This is a genomic window from Halobacillus sp. A5 (assembly GCF_024189315.1).
Lineage (GTDB): Bacteria > Bacillota > Bacilli > Bacillales > Halobacillaceae > Halobacillus_A.
In genome coordinates, this window is the sequence record NZ_JAIZEO010000014.1 from 1 (window position 1) to 502 (window position 502).

Annotated in this window: 2 tRNA genes; both read right to left on the reverse strand. The window is 48.2% G+C overall.

The window, feature by feature from the left end:
* Positions 1-194: 194 nt before the first annotated feature.
* Positions 195-270: transfer RNA gene (locus LF822_RS22725), tRNA-Ala, on the reverse strand.
* A gap of 7 nt (positions 271-277) precedes the next feature.
* A tRNA-Ile gene (locus LF822_RS22730) sits at positions 278-354 on the reverse strand.
* Between the last annotated feature and the right edge of the window lie 148 nt (positions 355-502).

Below are 502 nucleotides of genomic sequence, written 5' to 3' on the forward strand. Positions count from 1 at the left end.
AAGGCATCCACCGTGCGCCCTTATTCACTTAACTTCTTTGTGAAAAGACGTTTCGTTTTGTTTGATGTCTTGTCATCAAGTACGCATCTGCATGCGTCTCGATTCTCTTATCCAGTTTTCAAGGTTCGCCATCAACCTTTTTAAGGGTTGACTATAAAACACAAAAGTACATATTGTGTTTTGATTATATAATATGGTGGAGCCTAGCGGGATCGAACCGCTGACCTCCTGCGTGCAAAGCAGGCGCTCTCCCAGCTGAGCTAAGGCCCCGTATGAATGGTGGGCCTGAGTGGACTTGAACCACCGACCTCACGCTTATCAGGCGTGCGCTCTGACCAACTGAGCTACAGGCCCATTCATTTTGAGTTTAATTTAATCTCTCAAAACTGAACAACCAACCAGGTACGTCTTCCGTCATGTCCAGCTTCAGCTCCCAGACCCCGCAGGGTCTGAACGGTCGCTTCCGCCTTTCATGTTTCCTTAGAAAGGAGGTGATCCAGCC